This window comes from Methylobacterium sp. NFXW15 (assembly GCF_049887755.1).
Taxonomy (GTDB): domain Bacteria; phylum Pseudomonadota; class Alphaproteobacteria; order Rhizobiales; family Beijerinckiaceae; genus Methylobacterium.
In genome coordinates this window covers 570,011-592,296 of sequence record NZ_JAGEKG010000003.1, presented here as the reverse complement: position 1 = coordinate 592,296, position 22,286 = coordinate 570,011, and the positions used below count along the sequence as shown (strand labels likewise).

Below are 22,286 nucleotides of genomic sequence, written 5' to 3'. Positions count from 1 at the left end.
GTTCGCGTAGGTCCTGGCTGTAGGGTCGGCCCATGCCTCGCTCCTCATCTGGAGCGCGCAATGAATCAGCCTCATACCGCCAAGTGAACCCCGCACGACCGACTCAGCTCAGACCGAAAACGCTCTAGAGCCGTCTTCGATGAAGTTGGCTCACGTGCCTCCGTCTTTGCGAGCGGTAGCGAAGCAATCCATGGCAGCGGGACGCTTCAGAACGGTGCGTCCCCCTGGATTGCTTCGCTGCGCTCGCAAAGACGGCCGGGAATCCATTGACGGGGGCGGCTCGGCTCGGTCGGATACGGCTCTAAAGCCACTTCTTCCAGCGGAAGAAGGCGTAGGGCAGCACGGCGGCCACCACCATCATCACCACCGCCATCGGATAGCCGAAGGACCAATCGAGTTCGGGGATGGACTTGAAGTTCATGCCGTAGATCGAGGCGATCAGCGTCGGCGGCATGAACACCACGGCCATGACCGAGAACAGCTTGATGATGTTGTTCTGCTCCAAGTTCACGAGCCCGAGCGTGGCATCGAGCAGGAACTGGATCTTGGTCGAGAGGAAGGTGGCGTGCTCTTCCAGCGATTGAAGGTCGCGCAGGGTGGAGCGGACATCCTCACGCAGGTCGCGCGGGGCCTTGTTGCTCCGATAGATGGCCGAGAGCGACAACAGGATGCGCTCCATGGATACGAGGCTCTCGCGCTGCTTGGAGATGAGATCCCCGTGGCGGCCCAGGGCGCGGAGCGTGTCCTGAAGGGCGGTGTTGCGCGCGCTCGGATCCTCCTGCACCTCGAAGATCGAGCCTGACAGCCGGTCGATCCGCTCGCCCTGGAGCTGAAGCACGTCCGCCGCCCGGTCGATCACCGCCTCGATCAGCCCGGCGAGGATCGCGTCACCCGAGGCCGCGACCGCCTGCCCGTTGCCGGTTGCCCGGCCCTTCCGCTGTGCGAACATGCGGAACGCCTGCGGCTCCTCGTGGCGGACCGTGATGAGGCGGTTACCGCGCAGGATGAAGGTGATGCCCGCGAGACCCGGCTCCTCCGAGTCGCTCACCTTCGACAGTACCCGGCCGGTCATGTAGCGGGCACCGTCCTCTACGTAGAGAAGCTCGGACGGCTCGATGTCCTTCATCTCCTCGCGGGTCGGCACCTCGATCCCGGCGAATTCCTCGACCTTCAGCTCCTCTTCCCGTGTCGGGCGGATCAGGTCGAGCCAGAGCGCCGTCTCCGGAATCACGTCCTGAAGGTTCACGGCCCGGCGCTCGAGCAGGTGCTGGCCTGCCTCCGTCACAAGCTGATGGATGAAGATCACGCGGGAATCTCTTCAGGGACACGGCGTCTGGGGCGGACCCCGCATCCCGCAGGCGAGCGGGAGGCGCAAGGGGCCGTGCGCATGTGGCGCCGTTTCTTGAAGGTTCCGTGACAGTCGTGCCGGAGGCCGCGTCAGTTGCAACCCTTGCAGATGCTGCTCTCGATCCGGCCGGTCAGGGCGCGCTCCCGCTGCTCTTCGCGGGCGGGACGCACCTCACCTGCGCCGAGGGAGGTGCCCGGGGGCTTCGTCACACCCAGGCTGTTCGTATAGGGCGCGGTGATTGTGGAGCCGGGCCCGCCACCCGTCCCGGTCTCGTCCGGCGCCACGCGGCTTTGCGCGAATGCAGCGCCGGGCAGAAGCAGCGAAGCGAACAGAAGGGAAGCGAGCTTGGCGGCCATCGTCGTGTCTCCGTCAGCGGGAAAACGTACGACGGACGCAGCAGTTGCGTCGGATCAGCGCTTGGCTTTGGCCCGGCGGAAAACGCCGACCATCTCGATATGGCCGGCGTGGCGAAACTGGTCGACGGGCGTCACCGTCTCGAGCCGGTAGCCGCCCGCTGCGAGGATCGATGCGTCCCGGCCGAACGTACCGGCATCGCAGGCGACGCCGATCACCAGGGGCACCTTCGACGCCGCGAGCTGGCGCGCCTGCGCCTCGGCCCCGGCGCGGGGCGGATCGAAGACCACGGCATCGTAGGCGTTGAGTTCGAGGGGAAGCAGCGGGCGACGGAACAGGTCCCGTCGCTCCATGGTGATCCCCTTGAGCCCGGTGGCCGCCCGTAGCGAGCGATCGAGACCCGCCAGCGCCGCCGCCTCGCTCTCCACCGCATGGACGGAGGCCTTGGTCGCCATGGCGAGCGCCAGGGGACCGCAGCCGGAGAATAGGTCGGCGACCCGCTTCACCTTCGGTCCCAGGGCGTCGAGCACGAGGTGGGTGAGCGTCGTCTGCCCCGCCGCTGTTGCCTGGAGGAAGCCGCCGGGCGACGGGTAGAGGCGCCCGGCCTCTCCGGGAACGCTGACCGGCTCGGCCTCCATGATCCGCTCGCCATGAAGCGACAGGCGCGCGAGGCCGAGTTCTCCGCCGAGCCTCACCAGGGCCGCGTTGGCGCCGGGAGACACCGGCCCGTGGCCGCGCAGGTCCACGTCGAGCCCCTGGTCGGTCGCGGTCACGGCGACGTCGAGGGGCTTGCGCCCGCCTCCGATGGGAACGGACAAAGCGCAGGCGACGTCCGGTGCGCGGTACAAGGCGGGCACGGTGATCGGACACACATCGAGGGGCACGAGCTCGTGGCTGCGGGCCGCCATCAGCCCTGCTTCCGTTCGTCCCTCGACGAAGCGCACATGCAGGGTGATGCGCCGCCGCCCCTCGCCATGGGCGTCGAGGGCGGGTTGCGGCTCGACGTCGAGCCCTGCCTGCGACAGGGCGCCTGCGACGATGCTCCGCTTCCAGGCGAGTTCGGCGTCGCGGGCCAGATGCTGCGTGCGGCAACCGCCGCAGCGCATGAAATAGGGGCAGAAGGGCTCGACCCGGTCCGGTGCGGTGCGCTCGATGGCAAGGCACTCGGCGCGCTGGCCCTCCCGCCGGATCTCCGCGCGTTCGCCGGGAAGGGTGTAGGGCACGATCGTGCCGTCATCGGCGATGCCGTCGCCCTTCGCCCCCAGGCGGATGATCTCGACGCTCTCACTCACGGCAGCTTGGCCCCAATCAGGAATTCGGTATTGCCGTCGCCGCCCTCGACTGGCGATGGGACGAGGCCCAGGATCGTGGCGCCGCTCGCTTCGAGACGGGCGCGCACCGTCTCACAGACCTCCGCGTGGATCAGCGGGTCGCGCACGATCCCGCCGCGCCCTACACGCTCGCGGCCCGCCTCGAATTGCGGCTTGATCAGCGCGGCGAGGGTCGCACCCGGCGCCAGGAGCGGCAGCACCGCAGGCAGCACGAGGCGCAGCGAGATGAAGCTCACATCGATGCTGGCGAGCTCCGGCACCGGATCGAGCACCCCGAGGCTGCGAATGTCGACCCCCTCGAGGCTTCGTACGCGCGCATCCCCCCGCAGTCGCGGGTGCAGCTGGTCCCGACCGACATCGACCGCGTGGATTAGGCTCGCGCCGCGCGTGAGCAGCACGTCGGTGAAGCCGCCCGTCGAGGCACCGACATCCAGGCAGGGAAGACCGGCCGGGTCGATCCGGAAGGCGTCGAGGGCGGCGGCGAGCTTCAGCCCTCCGCGCGAGACGAAGGGATGCTCGGGCTCGGCCTCTACGAGGGCGCCCGGCGGGATCGTCTCCGAGGCGCGAACGAGGACGCGCCCGTCCACCCGCACGCGGCCCGCGCGGATCGCGGCCTGCGCCCTGGCCCGGCTCTCGAAATGGCCATGCTCCAACAGGAAGAGGTCGGCCCTCTGGCGCTCGCGGTTCATCACTCTCCGGTCTCGTGGGGGCGGATTGCGCGACACCCTGTCGGCGCCGCTCGCGACCCCTACCTAACCGCGGCCAGACAAGAGGGCTATCGTATGACACGCACGCTGACGTTGCTCGCAGCACTGGGATGCCTCGCGGCAGGCGGAGCCATGGCGCAAGAGCCCGCCAAGGAACCGGCCAAGGAACCGGCGAAAGACGCCGCCAAGCCCGCGACCCCAGAGACCTATGAGAGCGCGATCAAGAACGCCAAGGGCGACACGATCGGCAAGCTCTCGATCCGCGACGGGGCGAATACCCTGGTCATGCGCGTGGCCATCCAGCCCGGCGGCCTGCCGCCCGGCTGGCACGGCCTTCATTTCCACGCGGTCGGCGATTGCTCGGACCCGAAGTTCATGAACTCCAAGGCCCATGTGAATCACGATCAGAGCAAGCACGGCCTGCTCAACCCGGACGGGCCGGACGAGGGCGACCTCCCCAACATCTTCGCCAACCCGGATGGCTCGGCCAATGCCGAGGTCTCGTCCGAGACCGCCCTGACCGGCGAAGGCGGGCTGAAGGACGGCGATGGCTCGGCCCTGATCATCCACGCCAACGAGGATGATCACACCACCCAGCCGATCGGCGGCGCAGGCGACCGGATCGCCTGCGGCGTGATCAAGTAGGGATCGCGCGCGGGCGGCCTTCGTCGTCGATGGCGACGAAGGTGAAGGTCGCCCGCGTCACCTTCTCGCGATGCTGGGTGCGGAATCGCCGCGCCCAGGCCTCGACCTCGATCTTCATCGAGGTGCGTCCGACGTGGGACACGCGCGTATAGACGCAGAGCACATCGCCCACTGCGACGGGGCGGAGAAACGTCATCCCATCGAGGGCCACGGTCACGACCCGGCCGCGCGCGCGCTCCACCCCTGCGATGCCGCCCGCCTGATCCATCTGCGACAGCACCCAGCCGCCGAAGATGTCCCCGTTGGCATTGGTGTCGGCCGGCATGGCGATGGTGCGCACGGTGAGATCGCCCTGCGGCATCTCCTCGGCGGCATGGCCGGTGACTGTCTCCGAATCCTGCATGACCGCCCTCAGGGAAACACCCCGGCGAGCGTGAGCCCCGCCGCGACGAACACGAACAGTGCGGACAGGATGCAATCGAGTGGGATCGATTGCCAGAGGTCACGCGACGGGCGCGCCTCCGCGTGCCGCTCGGCGATATCGTTCATGACGAAAAGTCCGCGTTTCCTCGCGGCCAGCCGGATCTGACGCCGACCGTGCCGAAACGGCACCATAGCGCAGGTAGCCAGGAGGCGCGATGGGCGGGCCTTCGTATTCGCGGTCAGTTGTTCCGTACCTGCAACCACGTCTCGACGCGCAGATCGGGCACGCGGGAAAATTCGCGGAGATTGTCGGTCACGACGATCGCATCGATCGCGAGGGCCTGAGCGGCAATCCAGGTATCGTTCGACCCGATCGGCGTGCCGTTGCGCTCGAGGTGCAGTCTTATCCGCGCGTAATGACGGGTCGTGTTCTGATCGACACCGACCAGGGGGAGCCTCCGTGCCAACGCCGACAACAGGGCGCGATTTCGTTCGCTGTAGGCGCTCTTTTCAGCCCCGAATTCGAGTTCGCCGAGTACGATCGTCGAGAGACGGATTGTCGTTGCCGATTCGACTTCGAGACGCTCACGAATCTCAGCACGGCCCTTCAATGCTGCGATGAAGATATTCGTATCAGGCAGATAAAGGCGTGACACCGATTAGTCGTCCCACGATGCCACAGGCTCTGCGGGACGATCTTCGGGCTTGATCAGATCGATCTCATCGGCATCGGGCCAGAAATCCCGAAAAATGTCGGCGGCGCTCTGCGGGTGATCGGGTACGATCCGCGCAATCACCTTGCCGTGGCGGGTAACAGCGATCTCCGCACCTGCTTCGACTTCGGCAAGCAGCGCAGAAAAATGTGCCTTCGCTTCGACCACAGGGACGCTCTTCACCTGCGCCCTCCCTTAATGACCATATGGTCATAATATCGCGGGAGCGCCGGAAGCGTCAACGTCTCACCGATGGGAGCCCTCGCCGGTGCGGACGTCGAGGGCTCCCATCCTCAGGCGATCTGCGTCGTCATATCGACGATCTTCGCCTCGGCGCTCTGACGCACGAGGTCGATGCCGTGCTCGCAATCCTCGCGGCGGACATAACCCTCGCCTGATTCGGCGACGATCTCGCCGTTGCGGGCGCGCAGGCGCCAGCGCCATTGGCCGCCGGCATCCCGGTAGAGTTCGAAGCGCATCGCAATCTCCCAAGAAAGCGCCCGCGACGCGTGGAGCGTCGCGGGCGGATGCCTTCAAGATAAGAGCGCTGCGTCCGTACGGAAGACGGTTCACTTACGAGCGCGGGGCGCGGTCGAGCCAGCCGATGCTGCGGCCGTCGTTGTTGGCGCGGCCCCCCCCCTCGCCCTGGCGCGGACGATTGTCACGGCCGGACCGGGGTTGCTGCGGACGGGCGTCGCGGGCCTGACCGTCGCGACCCTGCGCGGGGCGACCACCCTGCGCCGGACGGCCCTGCTGGGCCGGGCGACCACCCTGAGCGGGTCGACCCTGGCCATGCTGGGCCGGACGGCCCTGGCCCTGTCCGGCGGGACGCCCCCCTTCAGGACGGCCCTGCTGCGGACGGCCCTGGCCGGGACGGCCGCGGCCATCCTGCTGGCGACCGCCGCGCGGTTGCTGCTGCTGGCGCGGGGGACGGCGAGCCTCCTCGCGGGCGATCTCGGCGGCGGCCTCACCGGACGGCGCCACGAAGCCCTCGGGGAAGCCGACGACCGGCACCTTCTGACGGGTCAGACGCTCGATGTCGCGCAGGTAGGCCCGCTCCTCGTCATTGCAGAACGAGATCGCGAGACCGTCCTTGCCGGCACGGGCCGTACGGCCGATGCGGTGGACGTAGCTCTCCGGCACGTTCGGCAGATCGAAGTTCACCACGTGGCTGACGCCCTCGACATCGATACCGCGCGCGGCGATGTCGGTCGCGACCAGCACACGGCACTCGCCGTCGCGGAACGCCTGCAGGGCGCGCTCGCGCTGCGGCTGGCTCTTGTTGCCGTGGATCGCCGCACCCGCGATGCCGACCTTGTCAAGGCCGCGCACCACACGGTCGGCGCCATGCTTGGTGCGGGTGAAGACCAGCACCCGGTCGATCGCCGGATCGCGCAGGATGTGGCCGAGCAGAGCCTGCTTCGCGCCGGTATGGGCGAAGATCACCTGCTGCTCGACGCGCTCGGCCGTGGTGGCGACCGGTGTCACCGCGACCTGAACCGGATCGGACAGGTACTGCGCCGCGAGACCGGCGATGTTCTTCGGCATGGTGGCCGAGAAGAACAGGCTCTGGCGCTGCTCCGGCAGCATCCGCACGATGCGCTTGAGGGCGTGGATGAAGCCCAGGTCGAGCATCTGGTCGGCCTCGTCGAGGACGAGGATCTCGACCCCTTCGAGGGTGAGCGAACGGCGATCGACGAGGTCGATCAGGCGGCCCGGCGTGGCGACGAGGATGTCGACGCCCGGCGCCAATGCCCGCTCCTGGCGGCCGATGGTGACGCCGCCGAACACCACGGTGTTCGTGAAGGGCAGGTGCTTGCCGTAATCGGAGAAGGAATCCGCGATCTGGTTGGCCAGCTCACGGGTGGGGGAAAGCACCAGCACGCGGCAGCCACGGCGCGGCGCGCGACGGTTCTCGAGGCTGAGGCGGTGCAGGATGGGCAGGGCGAAAGCGGCGGTCTTGCCGGTGCCGGTCTGGGCGATGCCGCAGAGGTCACGGCCTTCCATGGCGGGGCGGATCGCCTGCGCCTGGATCGGGGTCGGCGCCGTGTAACCGGCCTCGTCGAGCGCCCGGAGCACGGGCGGAGCGAGGCCGAAATCGGAAAATTGGGTCAAGTCGGTATCCGTCGCAGCGGGACCGGCCGGCCGCGCGAGAGGCAGCGGCATCGTATGGGCGGTCCGTCGAGTGGGGAAAGCCCGCGTGATGGGGCCGTCCGGGTGCATGCACGTTATGAAGAGGGGGGCCGGACCGCGGCGCTGAAGCCCGTCCGTCACGCAGCCCCCTCAGGCGGTCCGTCTATGCGACCGCTGACGCTGCACCCCGCATATGCTGCGGTGCGGCGTGGAAGTCAATGGCGGGGACCTTTTACGCCAGCGGGTTGAGGCTGGCGTTCCGCTTCGGCAGGGGCGCCCGCATGGTCAACGAGAAGCCGTCCGGCGCGTAGTCCGTCGTGACCTCGGCCTGGACCTGGGTGATCAACACCCGCTGCAGGAGCCGAGAGCCGAAGCCCTGGCGGCGGGGCGGCTGGACCGGCGGACCTCCCGTCTCGCGCCAAGTCAGGCGCAACGTCCCCGCGGGGCCGCCCGGCTCCAGATCCCACGCGACGGTGACGCGGCCGGTGCGGTTGGACAGGGCGCCGTATTTCGCGGCGTTGGTGGTCAACTCGTGGATCGCCATGCCGATGGGGACGGCGATGTCCGAGGGCAGATCGATCGGCTGCCCTTCGAGGACGACCCGCCCATCCTCGCCGCCCGCCTCCGCCACTTCGGCATAGGGGCGCAACTCGTTCACGAGGAGCCCCGTGAGCGAGGCGGTCTGCCACGTCGCCTCGGTCAGCACCGAATGCGTGTGGGCCAGCGATTTGATGCGCCCGACGAAGGCCTCGTAGAAGCTGTCGATGTCGGTCGCCGTGCGGGCGGTCGAGCCGACGATCGCCTGAACCGTGGCCAGGGTGTTCTTCACCCGATGGTGCAATTCGCGGATCAGCAGGGTCTGCCGCTCCTCGGCGAGGCGCCGGTCGGTCACATCCGCGACCACCCCGATGAGGCGGCGGGGAAGCCGGTCGGGCGCATCGCGCTCGAACCGGCCCGCCATGTCGATGGTGCGCCATGCCCCGTCGGATTTGCGCCGGATACGGCCGCTGATGTGCAGGTCGCGGTCTTCGCGCAGGGCCGCCGAGATCGCCTTGCGCACCTCCGCCCGGTCCTCGGGGTGGAGGATGCCGTTGAGGAACTCGGTCTTGCCGATCGTGCCATCCTCGGGAGCATGCCCGAAGATCTCGAACATGCGGTCGTTCTCCCACACCGCGTGGTCGTCGAGCATGTGCCATTCGAAGATGCCGAGCCGGGCCACGGCCGTCGCGGCCCGCAGGCGGTGATCGTGCGCCTGCAACTCGCTGCGGGTCTCGATCCGGGTGGTGATGTCCTGCACCACGCCGACCATGCCGGTGAAGGCGCCGTTCTCGTCGGTGAGGGCTTGCCCGCTCACCTGCACCACGACACCGCGCCCCTCGATGGCGAGGCGGGTCTCGAACCGATAGGGTTCGAGGCTCGTCACCGCCTGCTCGACCAGCAGGGCGACGCGCTCCGGCTCGATGAGGAACGGCCGCAGGACGCCCCAGGTCACCGACCGGCCGGGCGGCTGGCCGAGGATGCGGGCGGCCCTGTGGGACAGGGTGACGTAGCCGCTCGCCCGGTCCCAGCGCCATTCGCCGAGCCCGGCCTCGGCCATCACGTCGCGATTGGCCTCGGAATGAGCGGCCTCGTCGGGATCGACCGCCTCGACCACGAGGGTATCGCCGGAGCGTCGGACCCGGACGTCGATCTCGACGCCATCAGCCCGGCGCCAGACGCGGATGCCGGAATAGAGGGAGGACGGCCCGGTCGCGAGATCGGTGGAAGGCGCGCCGTCGAGGCTGCCGGAGGGCCGGGCCAACAGGGCGTGCAGGGCCGGGTTGGCAACGACGACCGTGCTCCCGTCGCTCGACAGAAGGGCGAGTCCGACGAGGGCGCCGTCGAAAGCCGAGCGGCGCGCGTCAACGTCGATGGGATCGTGCTGTGCCCTTCCCGTCACGCCAGAACCCTTGGACACGCGGCACGTCCGAGCCAGACATCTCGGCTGCCGCCATCGCCGACCACCCCGCGTCCCAAGGATGGGGCTCAAGCGTGGCGGCGGCAAGTCTGACCTTTTGTCGGACTCGAGTTGTCAGCGGGGTTTCCGGGCGAATTCCAGGTAGGTCGGGCGCCGACCCGTGGCGATCGCCTTCGCCTCATACCGGGTGCCGGGCCAGCCCGGGAAAGGCTTCAGCCAATCGCGGGAGGAGGTCGCGTCCCAGTGCAGATCGGGGCTACGGGCCGCCCGCGCCAGGGTCCAGCCTGCGTAATCGTCGATGTCGCTGGCGAAGCGGAAGGTGCCGCCATCCTTCAGAAGGCGGGCGATTTGGACGAGCGACTCGTCCGAGACGAAACGTCGCTTGCGCTGGCGCCGCTTGGGCCAGGGATCGGGATAGAGCAGGCTGATGCGCCCGAGGCTGGCATCCGGCAGGCGGGCGAGCAGCGGGGCGACGTCCCCGTCACGGACGCGGACATTGTCGAGGCCGCGCGCCTCCACATCGGCCAGGAGCTTCACCACCCCGTTCACGAACGCCTCGGCGCCGATGAACCCGATGCGCGGATGCGCGGCGGCTTGGGCGGCGAGATGCTCGCCACCGCCGAAGCCGATCTCGAGCCAGACCTCATCCGGCCCGGCTTTCATTTGCGGAAACAGAGTGAGCGGGTCGATCCGGCCGCCGCCCGGCGGCAGATCGATCCTCAGCGCGGGAAGCAGGGTCTCCAGGCGCGTTTCCTGGGCATCCCGCAGGCGCTTGCCCTTGCGGCGGCCGAAGAAGGCGCGCTCCGCCTCCTCCGGTCCGGTCTCGTCGCTTCCCTCCGGCTCGGGAGGGACATCCGCCCTCCCGATCATGGCAGGGTCAGGCGAGGGTCGACCGCAGCTTGTCGGCAAGGTCGGTGCGCTCCCATGAGAAGCCGCCATCCGCCTCGGGGGCCCGGCCGAAGTGCCCGTAGGCGGCGGTGCGGGCGTAGATCGGCTTGTTGAGGCCGAGCGCCGTGCGGATGCCGCGAGGCGAAAGGTCGATGGCGTCCATCAGGACGGCTTCGAGCTTGGCCTCGTCCACCTTCCCCGTGCCGTGCAGGTCGACATAGATCGACAGCGGCTTGGACACGCCGATGGCGTAGGAGAGCTGGATCGTCGCCCGCGAGGCGAGACCGGCGGCCACGACGTTCTTGGCGAGGTAGCGCGCGGCGTAGGCGGCCGAGCGGTCCACCTTCGTCGGATCCTTGCCGGAGAAGGCACCGCCACCATGCGGGGCCGCGCCGCCATAGGTGTCCACGATGATCTTACGGCCGGTGAGGCCGCAATCGCCGTCCGGACCGCCGATGACGAACTTACCGGTCGGGTTGACGTGCCAGACGGTGCCCTCGTTCACCCAACCCTGCGGCAGGGCCTTGAGGATGTAGGGCTCCACGATGGCGCGCACGTCGGCCGAATCGAGGCTCTCATCGAGGTGCTGGGTCGACAGCACGATCTGCCTGACCTCGACCGGGCGGCCGTTCTCGTAGCGCACGGTCACCTGGCTCTTGGCGTCCGGGCCGAGCTTGGCGGCATCGCCCTCCTTCGCCTTCCGGGCGTCGGCGAGATCCTTCAGGATCTTGTGGGCATAGAAGAGCGGAGCCGGCATCAGCTCGGGCGTCTCATCCGACGCGTAGCCGAACATGATGCCCTGGTCGCCCGCACCCTCGTCCTTGTTGCCGGCCGCGTCGACGCCCTGGGCAATGTCGGCGGACTGGGCGTGCAGGTAGATCTGCACCTCGTTATTCTTCCAATGGAAGCCGTCCTGCTCGTAGCCGATCTCCTTCACGGCCTCGCGGGTCAGCTCCTCCAGATCCTTGAAGGTCACCGAATCGGGGCCGCGCACCTCACCGGCGATCACGACGCGGTTCGTCGTGGTCAGCGTCTCCACACCCAGGCGCGCCTCCGGCATGGCGGCGATGTAGGCATCCACGACGGTGTCGGAGATCCGGTCGCTCACCTTGTCCGGATGTCCCTCGGACACGGACTCGCTGGTGAAGAGATAGTTCGAGCGCGCCATTGAGTGATCTCGTCGCCTTGGGAAGCGGGCGTCCGGCCAATGCGGCTCCGCACCCTTGGGGCAAGGCTTTTCCCACCGGCCCGGCGGACGGTCAAGACGATCCGCCGAACTCGTTCGTTATAAAGGACGATGGAAACGTCGGATCAGGTGCGGAGCCGACGCTCCAGTACGTGAACGGCGGCGGCGATATCGCGGCGGGCCTCGTCCGGGAAGGTCTCGTTGATGTGACGACCAACCAGTTCCGCGAGCCCCGTCAGCCCCCCCTCGGAGAACGGAGCCTGTGCCTCTTCCGCGAATCCCTCGGGACCTTCATCGATGCTCGGCATACCGCGGAAGAAATACTCCATCGGCACGCCGATCATGCGTGAAAAGATGTCGAGATGCACGGCGCTGATGCGGTTGGTGCCCTTCTCGTATTTCTGTAATTGAGCTGCGGACATACCGAAGCTTTGCGCGACCCGTCGCTGAGTCAGAGAGGCCTTCCGCCGCTGCTCGGCGATGCGCTGACCGATATAAACGTCGCGCTGGTCCGTCTTCTGGCCTGCCATCGAGAAACTCTCGAACCTCCTGCTGCTGTCGGGCCCGCACGGTGACGCACGAACGCCCGCAAGCTTAGCTGCGGGCTGACAATTTGTCACGGCACGAGCCGACCCAGTCCCCTCCGGCACCGGTGAAGCAAAGGGCGCCGTTCGCACGGTTATGGCAAACTGACGTCTTATGTACCAGATCAGACATTAGCGGCGAACCGCATACGGCTATTCCTGTGCCGACGCCGAAACTCAATCCTGAAGCCGCATTCGCGCAGGCTGCGAGCCGTCGGCGTCGGTGAAGTCGTAGTGACGCGCGAGATCGCCGACGTGGAGGACCCGGCCCGACAGGGCGGCGACATCCGGATCGACCACGAGCGCCGCGAGCGCGCGCCCCGCATAGAGCGGCGTCTCGCTGTCCGGCTCGTCGCGCCCGATCTCGCGGGCACGCTCGGTCGCCACCGATCCCGGCGAGAGGCCCAGCGCCGTCACCCCGTGATCCGCCAGTTCCCGCCCGAAGGCGAAAGCGAGGCGAGCCTCGGCCGCCTTGGCCGAATCGTAGAACACGTCGCCGAGATAGGTTTCGTCAGCCCCGAAGGTGATGAGCGCGAGGACGCCGGAGCGCGCAGCGACCATGGCGGGCGCCACCGCTCTCGCCAGCAGCAGCGCGGGGAGCGCCCCGGCCTGCATGAGCGTGAGATACGGCTCGGCCGACCGGCGCCAGAACGGCGTGCCCCAGGTCGAACCATCGGCGTAGCGCGTCCCGTCGAAGCCCTCGTTGCCACCCCAGACGGCGCAGGCGGCGACGTCGATCCGGCCGAAGCGGCGGAGCACCCAGTGCACCATCTCGTCAACCGCCCGCTCGGAGCGATGATCGCAGAGGTAATGATGTCCCTTACCCCCGGCGAGATCGACCTCGCGTGCCGTGTCCTCGATGGCTTCGGAGCGCATCTCGGTGCGCGGGCCGGTCTCGCTCGACCGGGCGGTGACGATCACCGTCGCCCCGCCCTCCCCCAGGGCGCGCGCAATCCCCCGCCCCACGCCGCGGGAGGCGCCGGCCACGAGGCAGACCTTGCCGGAAAGATCGGGCGTGGGCACGGATCAGGCGGGTTTCGAGCGCGACAGGAAGGCTTGCAGCCGCTGCTGCGATTCCGGTGATTGCAGTTGCGCGTCGAAGGCCGTCGCTTCCGCTTCCAGGGCGGCCTCGACCCGGTCCCGGTCGCCCCGGATCAGTTTCCGCGAGGCGGCGAGTGCGCCCTGCGGCAGGGCGGCGAGCCGGGCCGCCTGCGCGAGGGCATGATCCACCAGCATGTCGGCGGGTAGGACCGCGTTGACGAGACCGAGGGCGACGGCCGCATCCGCGTCCAGCATCTCCGACAGGAGCAGCAATTCGGTGGCCTTCAGCCGCCCGACCCGAAGCGGCAGCAGGTAGCTCGATGCGGCCTCCGGCACGAGGCCGAGTTCCACGAAGGGCATGCGCAGACGCGCCACCGGGCTCGCATAGACGAGGTCGCAATGGAGCGTCAGCGTCGCGCCGATGCCGACCGCGATGCCGTCCACCGCCGCGATCATGGGCGTGTCGGTGCGGGCGAGTTGGCGGATAAAGCGAAGCGCCGGGGCATCGCTGAAGCCGTTCCGCGCCTGGCCGAGGAAGTCCGCGAGGTCGTTGCCTGCGCTGAACATGCCGGGTTGCCCAGCGAAGACCAAAGCGCGGATCGACTCCGACGCGTCGGCCTCTTCGAGCGCTACGCGCATCGCGTCGTACATGGCGCCGGTCAGGGCGTTCTTCTTCTGCGGCCGGTCGATGACGATCAGGCGGACGCCGTTCCCGCCGTCGCTGATCGTGACGTGTTCGGTCATGTCCCCCTCCTCAAACGGCGAGCGCCAGGGCGGCATCGTCGGTGAAGGCGCCGCCGCCGAGCACCGCCTCCTCCAATCCGCCCGCGGCCGGGAGCAGGTTCTCCGCGTAGAACCGGGCCAGCGCGATGCGACCCGCATGGGCCGGATCGGTCTCGCCCGCCTTGAGCGCCGCCGCCGAGGCCAGGGCCGCACGGGCGAGGGATGCGCCGCCGAGCGCCAAGCCGAACAGACGCAGATACGGTGCCGCCCCGGCGAGTGCCGTCTCGGGCCGGTTCGAGGTGAGCACCGCGAGCTGGTGGCTCGTCGCCCGGTCGAGGGATTCGATGGCATTCCGCAGGCGCGCCGCCATGTGGCCGAAGGCAGGGTCGGCATTCTTGAGCAGACCTTCCGCCGCCTTGCGCATCCAGGCGATCTGCCCCCGCGCCGTCGCACCGCCGTTGAGGGGCAGCTTGCGGGCGGTGAGATCGATGGCCTGGATGCCGTTCGTCCCTTCGTAGATGCCGAGGATGCGGGCATCGCGCAGGAACTGCGCCGCGCCGGTCTCCTCCACGAAGCCCATGCCACCATGGACCTGCACGCCGAGCGAGGCGACCTCGTTGGCGATGTCGGTGGAGAACGCCTTGGCCACGGGCGTGAGAAGCGAGGCCCTGTCGTGGGCCGCCTTCCCCTCCGGTCCATGGGCGGCATCCAGCGCGGCGGCGGTGAGGAAGCAGATGGCGCGCGAAACCGCCGTATAGGCCTTCATCGTCAGCAGCATGCGCTGCACATCCGGGTGGGCGATGATGGGACTCGTCGCCTCGGCGGAACCGATCGCCTTGCCCTGCCGACGCTCAGCCGCATAGGCGAGAGCCTTCTGCGTCGCCGCCTCCGCGATGCCGACACCCTGCACGCCGACGCCGAGCCTTGCCGCGTTCATCATCGTGAACATGCAGGCGAGCCCCTTGTTCTCCTCGCCGATCAGCCAGCCGGTGGCTCCACCGTTGTCGCCGAAGGCCATGGAGCAGGTCGGCGACGCATGGATGCCGAGCTTGTGCTCGATCCCGGAGCAGCGGAGATCGTTGAGCGAGCCGTCCGGAAGCACCTTCGGCACGAGGAACAGGGAGATGCCCCGCGTCCCGGCGGGCGCATCCTTCAGCCGGGCGAGGACGAGGTGGACGATGTTCTCGGCGAGGTCGTGCTCGCCATAGGTGATGTAGATCTTCGAGCCGGTGATCCGGTACGAGCCGTCGCCGACCGCCTCGGCACGGCTGCGCAGCAGGGCGAGGTCGGAGCCCGCCTGCGGCTCGGTCAGGTTCATGGTGGCGGGCCACTCGCCGGAGACGAGCTTCTCCAGGTAGCGTGCCTTCAACTCGTCCGAGCCATGGGCCGCCAACGCCTCGATGCCGCCCTGGGTCAGGAGCGGGCAGAGGCCGAAGGACAGGTTCGCCGCGCTCCACATCTCGGTGCAGGCCGCCTCGATCGCCTTGGGCAGACCCTGGCCGCCATGGTCGGGATCGGCCGACAATCCGTTCCAGCCGCCGGACGTGAAGGTCGCATAGGCCTCGCGCCAGCCCGGCGGCGTGGTCACGCTCCCATCCGAAAATTGCGTCCCGTGCCTGTCCCCGACGCGGTTGAGCGGGGCAAGCACATCGCCCGCGATGCGCCCGGCCTCGTTCAGGATCGCCTCCGCATCGTCGGGGTCGACGCCGTCCAGCCCGGAGACGTGGCGCAGGGTGAACAGCATCTCGGAGACGGGCGCACGGTAGCTCATGGGATGTCCTTTCCGTCTCCTCCCGGCACGATACGGGTTTGACCCCGCCCCGCCGCCGGCGCTAGGGCGGTTGACGTCTCAACCCGCAAGGCGGCGCGATGCCGCCGCAGATGGCATCCCGCATGAGCAATCCGGGGTCAACGGTCCCGGCCGAAACCCGGCTTCTCTCGGCTAATTCCGCTGGCATCGCGGAGGCGGTGGCATTCCTGCGCGCCGGGCGGCTCGTCGCCTTTCCGACGGAGACCGTCTACGGGCTCGGCGGCGACGCCACCGAGCCCGCGGCCGTCGCGGCGATCTATGCGGCCAAGACTCGACCGAGCTTCAATCCGCTGATCTCGCACCTGCCCGACACGGAATCCGCACGGAGGCAGGGTGCCTTCGATGCGGAGGCGAACACGCTCGCAGCGGCGTTCTGGCCCGGTCCTCTCACCCTCGTCGTTCCGGCCTCGGCGCAGACAGAGGTCTGCGACCTCGCCCGCGCCGGATTGCCGAGCGTCGCCCTGCGTGTTCCGGTCAGCGAGGCGGCCTGCGCCCTGCTCGACGCCTTCGGCAGGCCCTTGGCCGGTCCCTCGGCGAACCGCTCCGGCCGGGTCAGCCCGACGCGAGCGGCCCATGTGCTGGAAGACCTGAGCGGTCGCATCGCAGCCGTCCTCGACGGGGGCGACACGCAAGTCGGGTTGGAATCAACGGTGGTCGCCTGCCTCGGCGGTCGAGCGCGGCTGCTGCGGCCGGGCGGGATCACCCGCGAACGCCTGCGTGATGTGCTCGGCTACGATCCTGCCGGGCCAGATGAGGCCGATTCCCACGCCCCGGTCGGGCCAGGGCTCCTCGCCTCGCATTACGCGCCGAATGCCCGCGTGCGCCTCGACGCGACACGCATCGCAAAGGGTGAGGCGGTTCTCCTGTTCGGGGCGTTCCGGCCCGAAGGATTCGAGGAGGCCTGCGCCTCCATGAACCTCAGCGAACGAGGCGACACCGCCGAGGCGGCAGCCCGGCTGTTCGGCACCTTGCGTGACCTCGACGCCTCGGGCGCGCAGACGATCGCCGTCGTTCCGATCTCCCCCGAAGGATTAGGCGAAGCCATCCGCGACAGGCTCGGCCGGGCTGCGGCGCCGCGCTGAACTTTTTCGGGAACAAGTCGGCCGCCAACCCGTTCATTGATCAGGAAGGCCACTCAGCCCCCATACGGCCTTCAACCTTTCGAGGCTCGGAGCAATCCGAGCCTTTTCTTTTGCCTTCAGGTCGACCTGCCATCGCTCCCGTAGACGAGGGGGTCAGCCTCTGGTCGTTCGCTCAGGCGAGCTTCGCCGCGATGCCCGCGACGTGCTTGCCCTGGAAGCGGGCGCCATCGAGTTCGACCTGGCTCGGTTGGCGGGAACCGTCGCCGTCCGCGATGGTGCTGGCGCCGTAGGGCGTGCCGCCCTTCACCGCCTCGACGCCCGCTTGACCCTGGAACGCGTAGGGCAGCCCGACCACGACCATGCCGTGGTGGAACAGCACCGTGTGGAAGCTGGTGAGGGTGGTTTCCTGGCCGCCATGCTGCGAGGCGGTCGAGGTGAAGACCGAGCCGACCTTGCCGACCAGGGCACCCTTCATCCAGAGGCCACCGGTCTGATCGATGAACTGCTTCATCTGCGAGGCCATGTTGCCGTAGCGGGTCGGCGTACCGAAAATGATGGCGTCGTAGTTGGCCAGCTCTGCCACGGTCGCGACGGGCGCCTGCTGGTCGAGCTTGAAATGGTTCTGCCGGGCGACTTCCTCCGGGACCAGCTCCGGCACCCGCTTCACGACCACCTCGGCGCCGGTCTCGCGGGCGCCCTCGGCGACGGCATAGGCCATCTGCTCGACGTGACCGTAGGTCGAGTAATAAAGCACGAGGATCTTGGCCACGGCTGACTCTCCTGTTCGCTGCGCCGTTCGTGGCGCCCTGACGCTCCATCGCGCGATGCGCCGCTTGCAGGAAGCCCGCAGATGCAAGACCATCCTTGCAGATCTGCAAGGAGGCGCGATGTCTGCGAGCTGGGACGATTTCCGTTTCGTGAAAGCGGTGGCCGATGGGCATGGCCTCACCGGCGCGGCGGAGGCGTTGGGGATCGACCATTCGACCGCATTCCGGCGCCTCGGTGCCGTCGAGAAAGCGGTCGGCGCACGCCTCTTCGAGCGGGGACGCTCAGGCTACGCTCCGACCCCGACGGGGCGGGCGATGATCGAGGCCGCCAGCCGGATCGAGGCGGATGTTGCGGGGTTCTCTCGAGTCGTGGCGGGCGGCTCCGAGGAGGTGGCAGGCGAGTTGCGCGTGACCGCGCCGGTCGGCCTCGCCGGGCCCGTCTTCATGCCGATCCTGGCGGATTTCTCCCGCCGTTACCCGGCCGTGCGGCTGGATCTGATCGTGGCGGAGGAGACCCTGAATCTGTCGCGGCGGGACGCGGACGTCGCCCTCCGTGCGAGCCAGGGACCAGACGAGACCCTGGTCGGGCGGCGCCTGACCGGACTGTCCTGGGCGATCTACGGCCTGGCCGGTCGCGACTATGGCGATCTCGCCGACGAACGCTGGATCGGGCTCGGCGAGGGCGTGGCGGGCGGCATGCTGAGCCGCTTCATCAAGGCCCGCGTACCACCGGAGCGGATCGTGATCCGCCTCAACGCGGTGACGACGCTGCGGGACGCCATCGCCTCCGGAATCGGCATCGGGCTGCTGCCGTGCTTCGAGGGCGATGCCGATCCGGCCCTTGCGAGGCTGAAGGAGCCGGAGCCCGAGCTACGCGCGGATCTCTGGATTCTGACGCATCAGGACCTGCGCCGGGCGGCACGTGTCCGCGCTTTCATGGACCACGTCGCCGCCGCAATGATGCCTCAGCGCCCGGCCTTCGAGGGGACAAGCGTCAGCCTTTAATCTCGAGAATCTCGACGTCGTGGCCGTTCACCTCAACCACGTCACCGACACTCTTGCCGGTGATCGCACGGGCCAGCGGCGCGACGTAGGAGATCGACCCCTTGTGCGGATCGGCTTCGTCCTCGCCGACGATGCGGAAGGTCTGCTTCGTTTCCTTGCCGGAATCGTCCTCGCGCACCACCGTTACGGTTGCACCGAAATGCACCGTGTCGCCGCCCTTGGGCTCCACGATCTGCGCGGTGTTCTTGCGGGCCGCCCAATAGCGCAGGTCCCGTCCGATGCGGGAATCCTCCGCCTTGTCGTTCGGATCGAGGGAGGCGACCTCACGCTCCAACCGCGCGACTTCGGCCTCGATCTGCTTCAGACCGTCCGGCGTAACGAAGTTGGTGTGGGGCGAGATCGGCCGGTCGGGAAGGTTCTCGAACGCTTCCCCACCCTCGGGCTCTTTGACGAATGCGACGCTCATGGAGAGATCAACACGTTCGATATGGCGACGGTTCCAGTCGGCCTCAGCCGACCGTCACGACGGTGCGACCCCGGACATGGCCGCTGAGGATCTCGTCTCCGAGCCGACCGACCTCCGGAAGCGTCACCTTGCGCGTCATGGCGGCGAGCTTGTCGAGGTCGAGTTCGCGGGCGATCCGCGCCCAGGCCTCGCGCCGCTTGGGCAGAGGCGTCGTCACGCTGTTGATGCCGAGCAGAGAGACACCGCGCAGGATGAAGGGGGCGACCGAGGTCGGCAGATCCATGCCCTGGGCGAGGCCGCAGGCGGCGACGGCACCGTCCGCCTTGGTCATGGCCAGCACGTTGGCGAGGGTCGCGGACCCGACCGCATCGATCGCCGCCGCCCAGCGCTCCTTGCCCAACGGGCGGCCGGGCTTTTCCAACTCGGCCCTGTCGAGGATTTCGGCGGCGCCGAGGCCCTTCAGATAGTCCGTCTCTCCAGGACGCCCCGTCGACGCGATGACGTGCCAGCCTGCCTGCGCGAGCAACGCCACCGCCACCGAGCCGACGCCACCGGAGGCGCCCGTCACCAGGGCAGGCCCGTCGGCCGGGGTCACGCCATGGGCGTCGAGCGCCATCAGGGAAAGCATCGCGGTATAACCTGCGGTGCCCACCGCCATGGCCTGCTCGGGCGAGAGGCCCTGTGGCAGGGGAACGAGCCAGTCGCCCTTCACGCGTGCCTTCTCGGCATAGGCGCCGAGATGCGTCTCACCGACGCCCCAGCCGGTGAGCACGACCGCATCGCCGGGCTTGTAAGCGGAATGGTCCGAGGTCTCGACCGTACCGGCGAAGTCGATGCCGGGGATCATCGGAAAGCGGCGCACCACGGGCGACTTGCCCGTCAATGCGAGACCATCCTTGTAGTTGAGGCCCGAGTGGCTGACGCGGACGGTGACATCGCCTTCCATCAGGTCGGCTTCGTCGAAATCGCGGAACGCGAGGCTCTGTCCGCCCTCGTTCTTCTCGACAACCCACGCCTTGAACGTGCCCATCGCTCGGTCCTCCCGTTTATGGCGGGGAGGTACGCCGCAGACGGCCGGAATCAAGGCGGCCCGGATCGGTGATCCGGGCCGTTCGTCACTCAATATCCGTCGTAGATGCTGCCCCGGGAGAAGCCGAGCCCGACGCCGATATCGGCGGAGCTGGCGCCTGTGATGCCGAACGCATCCGGGATCGACCCGACCACCGGGCCGCCGTAACCCCGGTACCCGCCATAGCCGCCACCCACCGGCACCCACCCGGCCCGCGCCGGCGCGACCAGCACCCGGCGGCTCACCGTGGCGTATTCCGGGGCATAGGTCTCGGGGATCGTCTCGGCCGGACGCACGACGACCGTACGGCGGCGGATAGCGAAACGCGGCGGGGTCTCGACCCAGCAGCCGATCAACTCACCGCCGGGACCTCGGCTCTCCTGCCAGACGCGCCCGCCGGGGGCGACCATCACCCGCTCTTCGACGGTGTCGTAGACCGGCGGGATGGTGCGGTAGACCGTGCGAGGCGGGCGCACCAGCACGTTCTGCTGCACTGTGCCGTAGACCGGCGGGGTCGTCGCATACCGATAGCATTCGGCCCCATAGCACCCACCGGCCATGGCCGGTCCGGCGAGAAGCGATCCGCCGAGGGCAGCGGCGATCGTGAACAAACTGGCGGCCCGGGCACGCATCGTAACAGACCTCGTTAAGCACTATAAATTCAAGGGCACAGCCACTGCTGCGCCTACGCTCAACGAGAAAAGCAGTACCTCGATCAAATCCGCAATCGATACCGCGAATCAGAGTAAAATTAATCTATGGGCACAACTGCGTAGACGCTGCCGGCGCGTCCGTTAACTGTTGCTCGCAATCGTACGGAACCAATTGAGCTTGGACTCTCCGATACCAAATAGAAAACCCCGCCGGCCTGGGCCGAGCGGGGCTCGAAAATCACCTTGAGGGGTGGAGTCGGCTCAGGTCTGACCCGGCTTCAGGCCGTAGAAGATGTGGCGGCCGATCACGTCGAGCTTTCGCATCCGGCGCGACCAGCCGGGCCGAACGTAATTCGCGTGGTAATGGGTCGCGCCGCCGACTTCGGCAACATAGGTGCGCCCCTCCAGCACCGAGCGGGCGACACGGCTCGCATCGTCCCAGGCGGAGGCATCCGTGATGCGCAGCGACTTGCCTTCACACGCGAAGGAGAACTGGCAGCCCATGTAGCGATGGCGGTTCTGATAGACGACGCCGCAGATGCTCGGCGGGTAGAGACCACTCTTCACCCGGTTCAGCACGACCTGGGCGACGGCCGCCTGACCGGTTTCGGATTCGCTACGGGCCTCGAAATACACCGCCTCGGACAGGCAGCGCGTCTCCTTGTCCTGCGCCTCCGGGTCGATCAGATCGGCATAGCGGCTGCGGGGCGCGTCGGACGGTGTAGGCTCGACCTCCTGTCCGCTGCGAAGGGGATAGTCCGGCATCACGAGGCTCGCGGCCGTGATCTCGACGGGGATCGCATCCGTCGGGGCGGGCGTGGTCGAGGACAGGGCGACGGCCTTGGGCACGGCGGGGGTGGAACCGTCGAAGCGGTTCTCGTCCTCATCGCCGGTCTGGTCGGCACTGGCGGCCCCGGTGGACGCGGCGCTGTCGGTGCCGGTGGTCAGCCCGAGATCGGGAACGGGGACGAAGCTGTAGGTCGGCTCGGCTTCGGCGTCCCAAACGGCCGGGCCCGCCGTAAGCAGACCGCTGACGCCGCCGGTCACGTCGCCGAAGAGCATCGCGAGACCCGCTTCGCGGGAGAAGGCGACGGGTTCGGGGTGGAGCGGATCCTCGCCGATCCGGCGCATCGCCGCGCCGATCAGGGCGGTGCCGGGTGGCATGGCCGGAGCGACGCGCCGGATATCGGCGGCGCCGAGCACGCCCGAGCCGACCGTGCTCTCGGTTCCGGCGCTTGCCGTGAAGGAGACCAGCAAGCCCAGCCCGGCCATCCACGGCGTAAATACCGCCGAGAGCCAGCGTAGGTGGGTTTCCGGTCGCGCTCGTCTCGTCGCCGCCACTGCCGAACCGTTCCGATGTGCCGCAACTGCCACGCTGCCCGCCCATCACGGCGGAAGGTG

Annotated in this window: 25 protein-coding genes; 3 read left to right on the top strand and 22 right to left on the bottom strand. The window is 68.5% G+C overall.

The features are described from left to right. Nucleotides 1-301: 301 nt before the first annotated feature. From J4O73_RS09990 to J4O73_RS09975, 4 genes are all read right to left on the bottom strand, one after another. Complete coding sequence (locus tag J4O73_RS09990; protein WP_426216845.1) at nt 302-1,306, bottom strand: magnesium transporter CorA family protein; 1,005 nt, start codon at nt 1,304-1,306, stop codon at nt 302-304. A 131-nt stretch (nt 1,307-1,437) separates the two neighbouring features. Beyond that, nucleotides 1,438-1,704, bottom strand: a complete 267-nt coding sequence (locus J4O73_RS09985; RefSeq protein ID WP_426216843.1) for a hypothetical protein — start codon at nt 1,702-1,704, stop codon at nt 1,438-1,440. 54 nt (nt 1,705-1,758) lie between these two features. After that, nucleotides 1,759-2,994, bottom strand: coding sequence for a class I SAM-dependent RNA methyltransferase (locus J4O73_RS09980; RefSeq protein WP_426216841.1), 1,236 nt, complete (start codon nt 2,992-2,994; stop codon nt 1,759-1,761). Next, nucleotides 2,991-3,722: a TlyA family RNA methyltransferase gene (locus J4O73_RS09975; RefSeq protein ID WP_426216839.1), complete on the bottom strand. Its 732-nt coding sequence runs from the start codon at nt 3,720-3,722 to the stop codon at nt 2,991-2,993. Before J4O73_RS09975 ends, J4O73_RS09980 begins: the two co-directional genes overlap by 4 nt. A 93-nt stretch (nt 3,723-3,815) precedes the next feature. Here J4O73_RS09975 and J4O73_RS09970 point away from each other — a divergent pair, with 93 nt between their 5' ends. Further along, entirely contained in the window at nt 3,816-4,385 is a 570-nt protein-coding gene (locus J4O73_RS09970; RefSeq protein WP_426216837.1) for a superoxide dismutase family protein, read from the top strand. On the opposite strand, the gene yciA is transcribed toward J4O73_RS09970, so the two are convergent. The 13 genes from yciA to J4O73_RS09905 form a co-directional block, all read right to left on the bottom strand. Beyond that, complete coding sequence (yciA, locus tag J4O73_RS09965; protein ID WP_426216835.1) at nt 4,378-4,788, bottom strand: acyl-CoA thioester hydrolase YciA; 411 nt, start codon at nt 4,786-4,788, stop codon at nt 4,378-4,380. The two genes, J4O73_RS09970 and yciA, sit on opposite strands and share 8 nt — an antisense overlap. Nucleotides 4,789-4,796: 8 nt before the next feature. After that, nucleotides 4,797-4,934: a hypothetical protein gene (locus J4O73_RS09960; protein WP_378966982.1), complete on the bottom strand. Its 138-nt coding sequence runs from the start codon at nt 4,932-4,934 to the stop codon at nt 4,797-4,799. A gap of 113 nt (nt 4,935-5,047) precedes the next feature. Continuing rightward, nucleotides 5,048-5,464 (bottom strand): PIN domain-containing protein, encoded by a 417-nt coding sequence (locus tag J4O73_RS09955; protein WP_426216833.1) that lies wholly within the window; start codon nt 5,462-5,464, stop codon nt 5,048-5,050. A gap of 3 nt (nt 5,465-5,467) precedes the next feature. Then, nucleotides 5,468-5,704 carry a type II toxin-antitoxin system Phd/YefM family antitoxin gene (locus tag J4O73_RS09950; RefSeq protein WP_426216831.1) on the bottom strand — a complete coding sequence of 79 codons (237 nt, stop codon included), beginning with the start codon at nt 5,702-5,704 and terminating at the stop codon, nt 5,468-5,470. A gap of 110 nt (nt 5,705-5,814) precedes the next feature. Beyond that, nucleotides 5,815-6,000 carry a YegP family protein gene (locus J4O73_RS09945; RefSeq protein ID WP_378975231.1) on the bottom strand — a complete coding sequence of 62 codons (186 nt, stop codon included), beginning with the start codon at nt 5,998-6,000 and terminating at the stop codon, nt 5,815-5,817. A gap of 94 nt (nt 6,001-6,094) precedes the next feature. Next, complete coding sequence (locus tag J4O73_RS09940) at nt 6,095-7,636, bottom strand: DEAD/DEAH box helicase (protein ID WP_378966984.1); 1,542 nt, start codon at nt 7,634-7,636, stop codon at nt 6,095-6,097. Nucleotides 7,637-7,886: 250 nt separating this feature from the next. Beyond that, nucleotides 7,887-9,593, bottom strand: coding sequence for a sensor histidine kinase (locus J4O73_RS09935; protein WP_426216900.1), 1,707 nt, complete (start codon nt 9,591-9,593; stop codon nt 7,887-7,889). A 132-nt stretch (nt 9,594-9,725) separates the two neighbouring features. Beyond that, the gene (trmB, locus tag J4O73_RS09930; RefSeq protein WP_426216829.1) at nt 9,726-10,481 is read right to left on the bottom strand and encodes a tRNA (guanine(46)-N(7))-methyltransferase TrmB; all 756 of its coding nucleotides are present in this window, start codon (nt 10,479-10,481) and stop codon (nt 9,726-9,728) included. Between the two features lie 7 nt (nt 10,482-10,488). Continuing rightward, nucleotides 10,489-11,667, bottom strand: a complete 1,179-nt coding sequence (metK, locus tag J4O73_RS09925) for a methionine adenosyltransferase (protein WP_426216827.1) — start codon at nt 11,665-11,667, stop codon at nt 10,489-10,491. Nucleotides 11,668-11,810: 143 nt separating this feature from the next. Beyond that, nucleotides 11,811-12,215: a helix-turn-helix domain-containing protein gene (locus tag J4O73_RS09920; protein ID WP_426216825.1), complete on the bottom strand. Its 405-nt coding sequence runs from the start codon at nt 12,213-12,215 to the stop codon at nt 11,811-11,813. Between the two features lie 231 nt (nt 12,216-12,446). Beyond that, on the bottom strand, nt 12,447-13,256 hold the full coding sequence (locus tag J4O73_RS09915; RefSeq protein WP_426216898.1) for an SDR family NAD(P)-dependent oxidoreductase: 810 nt from the start codon (nt 13,254-13,256) through the stop codon (nt 12,447-12,449). 39 nt (nt 13,257-13,295) lie between these two features. Continuing rightward, nucleotides 13,296-14,054 (bottom strand): enoyl-CoA hydratase-related protein, encoded by a 759-nt coding sequence (locus J4O73_RS09910; RefSeq protein WP_426216824.1) that lies wholly within the window; start codon nt 14,052-14,054, stop codon nt 13,296-13,298. Between the two features lie 10 nt (nt 14,055-14,064). Further along, nucleotides 14,065-15,804 carry an acyl-CoA dehydrogenase gene (locus J4O73_RS09905; protein ID WP_426216822.1) on the bottom strand — a complete coding sequence of 580 codons (1,740 nt, stop codon included), beginning with the start codon at nt 15,802-15,804 and terminating at the stop codon, nt 14,065-14,067. A 122-nt stretch (nt 15,805-15,926) separates the two neighbouring features. Between J4O73_RS09905 and J4O73_RS09900 the strand changes: the two genes are divergently transcribed. After that, nucleotides 15,927-16,925 (top strand): L-threonylcarbamoyladenylate synthase, encoded by a 999-nt coding sequence (locus tag J4O73_RS09900; protein ID WP_426216820.1) that lies wholly within the window; start codon nt 15,927-15,929, stop codon nt 16,923-16,925. A 172-nt stretch (nt 16,926-17,097) separates the two neighbouring features. On the opposite strand, the gene wrbA is transcribed toward J4O73_RS09900, so the two are convergent. Further along, the gene (gene wrbA / locus J4O73_RS09895; RefSeq protein ID WP_426216818.1) at nt 17,098-17,694 is read right to left on the bottom strand and encodes an NAD(P)H:quinone oxidoreductase; all 597 of its coding nucleotides are present in this window, start codon (nt 17,692-17,694) and stop codon (nt 17,098-17,100) included. A gap of 118 nt (nt 17,695-17,812) precedes the next feature. Between wrbA and J4O73_RS09890 the strand changes: the two genes are divergently transcribed. Next, the gene (locus J4O73_RS09890; protein WP_426216816.1) at nt 17,813-18,697 is read left to right on the top strand and encodes a LysR family transcriptional regulator; all 885 of its coding nucleotides are present in this window, start codon (nt 17,813-17,815) and stop codon (nt 18,695-18,697) included. Here the strand turns inward: J4O73_RS09890 and greA are convergent. From greA to J4O73_RS09870, 4 genes are all read right to left on the bottom strand, one after another. Then, nucleotides 18,687-19,163 (bottom strand): transcription elongation factor GreA, encoded by a 477-nt coding sequence (gene greA, locus J4O73_RS09885; RefSeq protein ID WP_426216814.1) that lies wholly within the window; start codon nt 19,161-19,163, stop codon nt 18,687-18,689. The two genes, J4O73_RS09890 and greA, sit on opposite strands and share 11 nt — an antisense overlap. 43 nt (nt 19,164-19,206) lie before the next feature. Continuing rightward, nucleotides 19,207-20,193, bottom strand: coding sequence for an MDR family oxidoreductase (locus J4O73_RS09880; protein WP_426216812.1), 987 nt, complete (start codon nt 20,191-20,193; stop codon nt 19,207-19,209). Between the two features lie 89 nt (nt 20,194-20,282). After that, nucleotides 20,283-20,864, bottom strand: a complete 582-nt coding sequence (locus J4O73_RS09875) for a hypothetical protein (RefSeq protein WP_426216810.1) — start codon at nt 20,862-20,864, stop codon at nt 20,283-20,285. Nucleotides 20,865-21,146: 282 nt separating this feature from the next. Next, entirely contained in the window at nt 21,147-22,157 is a 1,011-nt protein-coding gene (locus J4O73_RS09870; protein WP_426216808.1) for a cell wall hydrolase, read from the bottom strand. Nucleotides 22,158-22,286 lie beyond the last annotated feature (129 nt).